4 protein-coding genes are annotated in these 8,207 nt (G+C 63.7%); 3 read left to right on the forward strand and 1 reads right to left on the reverse strand.

All coding sequences use genetic code 11. From position 1 onward, the window contains the following. Window positions 1–35: 35 nt before the first annotated feature. The 3 genes from E4M07_RS27605 (at window position 36) to E4M07_RS27615 (ending at window position 6,569) form a co-directional block, all read left to right on the forward strand. On the forward strand, window positions 36–4,373 hold the full coding sequence (locus tag E4M07_RS27605) for a strawberry notch family protein (protein WP_136661642.1): 4,338 nt from the start codon (window positions 36–38) through the stop codon (window positions 4,371–4,373). 3 nt (window positions 4,374–4,376) lie between these two features. After that, entirely contained in the window at window positions 4,377–5,378 is a 1,002-nt protein-coding gene (locus E4M07_RS27610) for a toprim domain-containing protein (protein WP_136661643.1), read from the forward strand. 234 nt (window positions 5,379–5,612) lie between these two features. Further along, window positions 5,613–6,569, forward strand: a complete 957-nt coding sequence (locus E4M07_RS27615) for a DUF2493 domain-containing protein (protein WP_136661644.1) — start codon at window positions 5,613–5,615, stop codon at window positions 6,567–6,569. A 41-nt stretch (window positions 6,570–6,610) separates the two neighbouring features. On the opposite strand, the gene E4M07_RS27620 is transcribed toward E4M07_RS27615, so the two are convergent. Then, window positions 6,611–7,810 (reverse strand): DUF3644 domain-containing protein, encoded by a 1,200-nt coding sequence (locus tag E4M07_RS27620; RefSeq protein ID WP_246660641.1) that lies wholly within the window; start codon window positions 7,808–7,810, stop codon window positions 6,611–6,613. Between the last annotated feature and the right edge of the window lie 397 nt (window positions 7,811–8,207).

Genomic DNA, 8,207 nt, shown 5'->3' on the forward strand with positions numbered 1-8,207 from the left:
TCTTTTTCTCGAATCCCCGAAATCGGAGAACTCCCATGAATTTCGCCCTTCCCGTGGCGGCGCGCGCCCGCGCGCCCGCTGATGAGGCTGCCTGCATTCTCAAGGCGGCGGAGACAATCCTTGTCGGTCTCGAACGCGGCAATTCCATCGAGGCTCGCATCCTGCGCAATGCAATGAATGAGGCATTCGGCGGTTCAGACGCCGAAGGCTTTTGGACCTGGAAGCTTGCTTACGAAGCCTGCGAGGCGGCGCAGGTGTTGTTCCTGCGCAAATTCGGTCGCGCCATGCACACGAAAGCACCCGATCCCGGTGCCTTTCTCGCCATGCTCACCCGCATTGCCGGGCTTGTGCCAACCCACACGCGCCGCAGCGAGGAATCCGAGGCATTTCAACAATTCAGCACTCCGCTGCCCCTGGCCTATGTGGCCGGCCTCGCCGCCAATATCGGTGCTGATGACGTCGTGCTGGAGCCGTCGACGGGCACGGGGATGCTTGCCATCTTTGCCGAAATTGCCGGTGCGCGCCTTGCGCTCAACGAGATCGCCGAAACGCGCGCCGAGCTGCTCCGGCTTGTGTTCCCCAATGCTGTCATCTCTGCCCACGACGCCGCCAGCATCGATGACCGGCTGCCCGGCGACGTGTTGCCGTCGGTCGCGCTGATGAACCCGCCCTTCTCAGCGGCGGTGAATGTCAAGGGCCGGATGGCGGATGCCGATTTTCAATATGTGCGCTCGGCGCTGGCGCGATTGCCCGAGGGCGGTCGTCTCGTTGCCATCACCGGCCATAATTTCCCCTATCAGCGCTTGAGTGGCGCGGTGCGCTTCACCTGCGCCATCGACGGAGCGGCCTACTACAAGCACGGCACCAGCTTTACGACGCGGCTGACGGTCGTCGACAAGATCGATGAATGCGTGACGCCGCTCACATTGCCGCAGGCTGAGAACAACGGCATCCTGCTCGCCCATGTGCTGGAAAATCTGCGCCCGCGCGCGCGGATTTCCGGAACGGTCAGTCTGCGCACGGCAAGGCCTGTTACTGTTTCGAAGACTGTTCAGGCTCCCGCGCGTAAGGGCGTGCCTGGCGCCGCCTGCGCCGCACCGGAAGCGATCGAGCTTGCCTACGAGCCGGTCGAATGGAAGCCCGCAGTAGGCGCTGACCTGACCGACGCGCTCTACGAGGGCTACGCCCTGCAATCGATCCGCGTCCCGGGCAGCCAGCCGCATCCGACGAAGCTGGTGCAATCGGCGGCCATGGCCTCGGTCGCGCCGCCGCTTCCGACATACCGGCCGCATCTGCCGGCGTATATAATAAAGAGTGCCATCCTCTCCGACGCCCAGCTCGAAAGCGTCATCTATGCTGGCGAGGCCCATTCCAGCCATCTCATCGGATCGTGGGTCGCCGACGAGACCTTCGACAATCTGTCCGCCGCTCCCGACGACGCGGACAACGCCATGCGGTTCCGGCGCGGCTGGTTCCTGGGCGACGGCACTGGCTGCGGCAAGGGTCGGCAGGTCGCGGGCGTGATCCTCGACAACTGGATGAAGGGTCGCCGCAAGGCGGTGTGGATATCCAAATCCGACAAGCTGATCGAGGACGCGCGGCGCGACTGGTCGGCCTTGGGGCAGGAGCCGCTTCTCGTCCAGCCCCTGTCGCGCTTCAAGATCGGAACGCCCGTTCGGCTCAGCGAAGGCATCCTCTTCGTTACATACGCCACGCTGCGTTCCGCCGAACGCGAGGGCAAGGCCTCGCGTCTTCAGCAGATCATCGACTGGCTTGGTCAAGAGGCGGGAAGCGGCGAAGCCGCGACAGGGATCAAAAATGCGGCGGGAAGCGGCGAAGCCGCGACAGGGAACGCAAAGAGCTTCGACGGCGTGATCGTCTTCGATGAGGCCCATGCCATGGCCAATGCCGCCGGTGGCAAGGGTGAGCGTGGTGAACAGCTTCCCTCCCAGCAGGGCCGCGCCGGGCTGCGCCTGCAACGCATGTTGCCGGATGCCCGCATCGTCTATGTATCCGCGACCGGCGCCACCGACGTGCGCAATCTCGCCTATGCCGAGCGGCTCGGCCTGTGGGGCGGCGAGGACTTCCCTTTCGCCAACCGTTCCGAGTTCGTGCAGGCGGTCGAGGCGGGCGGCGTTGCGGCGATGGAGGTGCTGGCCCGCGATCTGAAGGCGCTCGGGCTCTATGCGGCGCGATCGCTGTCCTATGAAGGCGTCGAAGTCGAGATCGTCGAGCATAAGCTGACGCAAGCGCAAGTGACGATTTACGATGCTTATGCCGAGGCGTATCAGATCATACATCAGCACTTGGGCCAGGCGCTGGAAGCCTCCGGCGTTACCGGCGAGAACCGCACGCTGAATGGTCAGGCCAAGTCCGCCGCGCTGTCGGTATTTGAGTCGTCAAAACAGCGCTTCTTCGCGGCGCTGCTCACCGGTCTCAAATGCGGCACGCTGATCAAATCCATCGAAGCCGACAGGCAAGCGGGTCACGCCGCCATCGTGCAGATCGTTTCGACCGGCGAGGCCATTCTGGAGCGTCGGCTTGCCGATCTGCCAGCGGGGGAATGGGCGGATTTGAACGTGGACCTGTCGCCGCGCGACGTGATTCTGACATACCTCCAGTACGCCTTCCCGACGCAGCTCTACGAGCCCTACACCGACGAGGACGGCAATCTGCGCTCGCGCCCCGCGTTCGATGCCGAGGGCAACCCGATCCAGTGCCGGGAGGCGCTGGCGGCGCGCGACGCAATGATCGAACGCCTCGCTTCGCTCGATCCCGTGCCCGGCGCGCTCGACCGGATCGTGCAGCACTTCGGGACGGACAAGGTGGCGGAAGTCACGGGCCGCTCGCGCCGGATTGTGCGCAAGGGCGACCGCCTCTGTGTCGAGAACCGCCCGGACTCAGCGAACCTGTCCGAAGTCGAGGCCTTCCAGAATGGGGATAAGCTCGTTCTGGTGTTTTCCGACGCCGGCGGAACTGGGCGCAGTTACCACGCCGACCGGGGGGCAAAGAACCAGCGCCTGCGCGTCCATTACCTGCTCGAAGCCGGATGGAAGGCCGACGCCGCCATCCAGGGCCTCGGCCGCTCGAACCGCACCAACCAGGCGCAGCCGCCGCTGTTCCGGCCCATCGCCACGGACGTGAAGGCGGAGAAGCGGTTTCTCTCCACCATCGCCCGGCGCTTGGACACACTTGGTGCGATCACCCGCGGGCAACGCCAGACCGGCGGGCAGGGCCTGTTCCGCGCCGAGGACAATCTCGAAGGCGATCAGGCCCGTGCGGCGCTGCGGCAGTTCTATTTCCTGCTCGCGCAAGGCGGCATCGAGAGGTGCTCGTTGACGCAATTCGAGGAGATGACCGGCCTCAAGCTCACTTTTGACAGCGGGTTGAAAGACAATCTGCCGCCGATCACGACCTTCCTCAACCGCCTGCTGGCGCTGCCCATCGCCATGCAGAACACATTGTTCGCGGCCTTCGAGGAGATATTGAACGCCCGTATCGAGGCGGCAATTGCGGCGGGCATGCATGACGCAGGGTTGGAGACGATCCGTGCCGAAAGCCTCACCGTCACCGACCGGCGCACCGTCTGGCAGCATGGCAGAGGCGCGAAAACCCGGCTGTTCACGATCGAGCGGCGCGATCGCAACCGCCCCATGGGGGCGGAAGAGGCGATCACCATCGAAGGCAGGCGGTTGCTCGTCAATGAGCGTTCCGGCCGCGCCGCCGTCAAGACATCCGCGCCGAGCCTGATGCACGACGATGGTAGCGTGGAACGCCGCGTGCGGCTGTTGCGTCCCATGCAGCGCGACACCATGAGCGTCGATGACTTCGCCGCCACGCACTGGAAGGGAGCGGAGAGGGAAGAGTTTATCGCCGCATGGGAAAAGGAGATCGCCGGAATCCCGGAATTCTCGACGAGCACGTTCCACCTCGTCACCGGCCTCCTGCTGCCGATCTGGCGGCGTCTTCCGGAGACAAACGCCCGCGTCTATCGCCTCCAAACCGATGATGGCGAGCGGGTGATCGGGCGCATGCTGACGCAGATGGAGATGGATGCCGTCTGCCGCAATCTCGGCATCGATGCGCCGCAGATGTCGGCGGCGGATGCCTGGGGCCTCGTCAACGACGGCAAGGTCACGGTGCATCTCGTCGACGGTCTCAGCCTGCGCCGCGTGCGGGTGATGAACGAACACCGCATCGAACTCACCGGCTTCACCTCCGGCATGGTCGATGCCCTGAAGGCCCGCGGTCTGTTCGGCGAGATCATCTCCTGGAAGCTGCGGCTGTTCGTGCCCGTGGACGAATCCGGCAAGGCGATTTTCGAGAGCCTCACCGACCGTTGGCCGCTCACCGAAATCGCGGATCGGGGGTGACATATGTCCCGCGCCGCCGATCTGGCGCGCCGTCTCGGTGAACAGGCCGAGGCCGTGTGCCGCCATTACCTGCCGAACGGCCGCCGCCAGGGCCGATACTGGACGTGCGGCGATGTGACGGGGACGCCGGGGCGGAGTCTCTATGTCCGCCTTTCCGGCGAACGTGCCGGGAAGTTTTGCGATGCCGCTGATGGAACGCATGGCGATCTTCTCGACCTCATCGCCCTCAATCGCGGCCTCGATTTCCGCGCCGCGCTCGATGAGGCGCGGGGATTCCTCAGCCTGCCGGTTCCGCCGATCCGAGAAGTGGTCCCGCCCGTGCCGACGAACTCTTCCGAAGCGGCGCGGCGGCTCTTTGCTGCGTCAAAACCGATCGGGGGCACGCTGGCTGAAGGATATCTGCGCAGCCGCGGGCTCGATCTGCCGTCGGATGTTTCGGCGCTCCGTTTCCATCCACGATGCTTCTATCGCGGGCCTGCGGGGCGTCAGGAATGGCCGGCGCTCATTGCTGCCGTTACCGACGGCAAGGGCAAGGTGACCGGCGTGCATCGCACCTGGCTTCATCCCGAAGGCGGCAAGGCGCCCGTCGATCAGCCGCGCCGCGCGCTCGGCCATCTCGCCGGCAACGGCGTGCGCTTCGGCGTCGTGCGCGACGTGCTGGCGGTGACCGAGGGCATCGAAACCGCCCTGGCGCTCAGGACGGTCATGCCCGGTATGCCGGCCGTTGCCGCGCTCTCGGCCTCCCACCTTGCCGCCCTGAACCTGCCGCCGGCATTACGCCGGCTCTATGTCGCGCGCGACAATGACGAGGCCGGCAGGCTCGCGCTGGAAAGGCTTCGGTCCAGGGCCGGCGAAACCGACATCCGCGAACTCGTGCCGCGGGCGGAGGATTTCAACGCCGATCTTCTGACCCTCGGCCCGGAGCGGTTGCGGGACTGGATCGGGGAGCAAATCGCGCCTGACGACAGCCATTTCCTCATTCGGGATGGGCGGCAACGGGCATGACGGCTCCGCCATCGGACCGTCACGGTTGAGCATTGCGGCAGGCCTTCCCGTTGCAAGGGGGCCGCGCCACGGCCTTTCCATGAGGGGTATCTGCCGGCGCCAGCCGGCCTTGCAACGGCTGCGCCGTCCTCCACTGCGTTTCGGCCTGCGGTGCAAACCCGCCCTGCGGCGCCGGCGGACGATCCCCGGAAAGGCCGCGAACGGCGCGGCCTCACAAAACCGGGAGACCCAGCCATGACGCTTGACCCCTTCATTGAACCCCTTGACGACGAACCCCGTCACGCTTCCTCGCCAACCGCGCATCTCCTGGACGAGTTGCAGATCTATGGCTACCGCCCCAATGGCGACGAACCCGACACGCGCCCGTTGCCAGAGGCCGACCGCGCCGAACAGGAGATCGAAAACGCCTTCGAAGCCCTTGCCGCCCTGATGGCCGACACACGGCTCGAAGACGATCTCGACGATGTGCTCTGGAACCTGGTCAACATCTTCCACCGCAGGATCGCAAATCTCGACCGTGCGCTCGATGACAACGAACAGGCGCAACGCCGGATGCAGCGCGAGCAGGACGGTTCGGAGATCAAATCCGTCGAACTGGAGCGGCTGACCGCGCAGGGCATCTCCATCATCGAGCGCCGCAACGCCTTCGAAGCCTTCCGCGAGATTGCCGCCGGCCGGTTCGAGAAACACACCCTTTCCGCCTGGCGTCCGCGTTCCGGCTCAGTCGCGAATCGCCGGGCGATGACGGCATCGATGATCGACAGCCGCGATTTTCTGGCCGCCAAGCGCAAGGCCGAGATCGAGCCGCTGCTGCCTGCCGGCCCACGCATTGCCTTTACCGGCGGCATGGATTGCAACGATCACACCCGCATCTGGGCCGCCCTCGACAGGGCGCATGCGAAGCACCCCGACATGGTGCTGATCCATGGCGGATCGCCCAGGGGCGCGGAAAGGATCGCCGCCTGCTGGGCCGACAACCGCAAGGTGCAGCAGATCGTCTTCAGGCCCGACTGGAACCGCCACAGGAACGCCGCGCCCTTCAAGCGCAACGACGCCATGCTCGATGCGCTGCCCATCGGCGTCATCGCCTTCCCCGGCTCCGGTATCTCGCAGAACCTCGCCGACAAGGCAAGGAAGATGGGGATCAGCGTCTGGAAGTTCGGAAATGACAAGGGTGAGGGTGGCGCGTGACGCGTCGCTACCTCCCGACACCCCGACTGGTGGAGTAGCATTCAAGGTTGCTTCCACCCCTCCGCCAGTTTTTCGATGACCTTCTCGAACCAGTTTTCGTACCAATACCAGGTCTTGGCGATCATGACGCCGTAACCCTTGCCGGCCTTGCGCGCGTCAAGCTGCTTCCACAGCAGTGTGTGGTCATGCATGTTGAATGCCGGATATCCGGCGGCCTTGGCTTTCTTCACGATCTGGGAAGGCAGATACTTCGGCCGTTCCGTTTCTTTCAGCAATACCCTTTCGACGGTCTCTGCTTGCGGTGATCCCGGTTTGATGAATTCGACCGCGAGATCGGCTTTTGAGGCCTTGCCCGATACCTTTGGCACGAAGGCCACACAATATCTGAATTTAGGATCTTTCTGCTCGTCCTCGGTCAGTCCATTGTGGAAATTGTCCATTGCGGTGGCGATGTGCGGCGGAAGATCCGCGCCGGTCAGGCTGGCCCGTTGGGCACCATCGAACGTCACGAATTGCAGGGCGATCGGCAGCCGTTTTTCCAAGGCGAACTCCTTGCCGAACAGCTTTTTGATCGCATCATTGAAGTTGATACAGCAGGCCTGAAGCTTGGCGCTCAGGGCATCATCGATCCTGTTCGTGGAGCGATGCTCTATCTCGTGGCGAATCCCGGTCAGGAATTTCAGGTTGTTGATAACGCCTTTCTCCAGCGGGCATTTCCCATGTGCCAGACATTGGCCGAGTTCCCAGTACTTGTCTGCCCCGCTCGGTGTCTTTTGGATCGCACCGCCTTTCTTGTACCGGTAGTCGACGCCTTCCCGTTTGTAGTAGGCGTGCAGAAGATAGGTCCAGGCGATGACGCTGGTGACGATGAACAACTCGGCCTTGAAATGGAGTCCGGCGCTGTTAAAGGTGTGAACCGCCGCGATCATCGCTTCGCGCGCTTTGACGAGAAGTTCGTCACCTTGAATGTGCAGGCCGGTCACGGGATCTATGTCGGGCCAGGCCTTCAGAAAGCTGTCGAGTTCAGCTTCTGTCGCGACCTTGATGCCTTTGTGCTTGGTCCCATCGCGTATCTCGGAAATGCGTGCGTGATTGATCGACCGTGTGGGGCGTGAGAAATAGGCCTGGATGTCTTGCGGTACGTATTTCTTCGCCAGCATCGCCTTGACGGTAGCGATTTCCCACTTCTCCAACGTGTTCCCGCGTCTGCGCTTCACCATGTCATTCTCAAAATTGATCATAATCTGCTGGAAAATATCTTTAATTCAATTTGGCTCATTTCGGCATCTACAAGTAAGTTTTATTGGGCGCCCGCGCGGGGGCAGGCCCCGCGCGCCGGGCTGGTGTGCCGCGCATCAAGCCGGCCTTCGCCCGTCTTGACCAAAGGTTTCCATCCCATGGCGCATTTGCCCGCTTCGCGGCAAGCCGGCAGACGGCGTTTTCTCCATGAATATGCTCCCACACTCTGAGCGGTCAGGCGTGCCCGGGCGGCAACGGAGGTGCTGATGCAGTTGTTCCCTGCGGCAGTCTGGCAGGTGACAGGCCGTCTTTGGGCGGCTCCAGCATGGGCAGGGCGGTGCCTTTCGGGCCGGAATGGCGCGGCGCAAAAGGATTGTGGCGGTTTCAGCCACGTGTTTT

Source organism: Nitratireductor sp. XY-223, assembly GCF_004959855.1.
In the GTDB taxonomy this organism is placed as follows: domain Bacteria; phylum Pseudomonadota; class Alphaproteobacteria; order Rhizobiales; family Rhizobiaceae; genus Hoeflea_A.

Bases quoted from the DNA above. Each gene is read 5' to 3' on its own strand.
- E4M07_RS27605 (WP_136661642.1), top strand. From the start codon at position 36: ATGAATTTCGCCCTTCCCGTGGCGGCGCGCGCCCGCGCGCCCGCTGAT.
- E4M07_RS27610 (WP_136661643.1), top strand. From the start codon at position 4,377: ATGTCCCGCGCCGCCGATCTGGCGCGCCGTCTCGGTGAACAGGCCGAG.
- E4M07_RS27615 (WP_136661644.1), top strand. From the start codon at position 5,613: ATGACGCTTGACCCCTTCATTGAACCCCTTGACGACGAACCCCGTCAC.
- E4M07_RS27620 (WP_246660641.1), bottom strand. From the start codon at position 7,810: ATGATCAATTTTGAGAATGACATGGTGAAGCGCAGACGCGGGAACACG.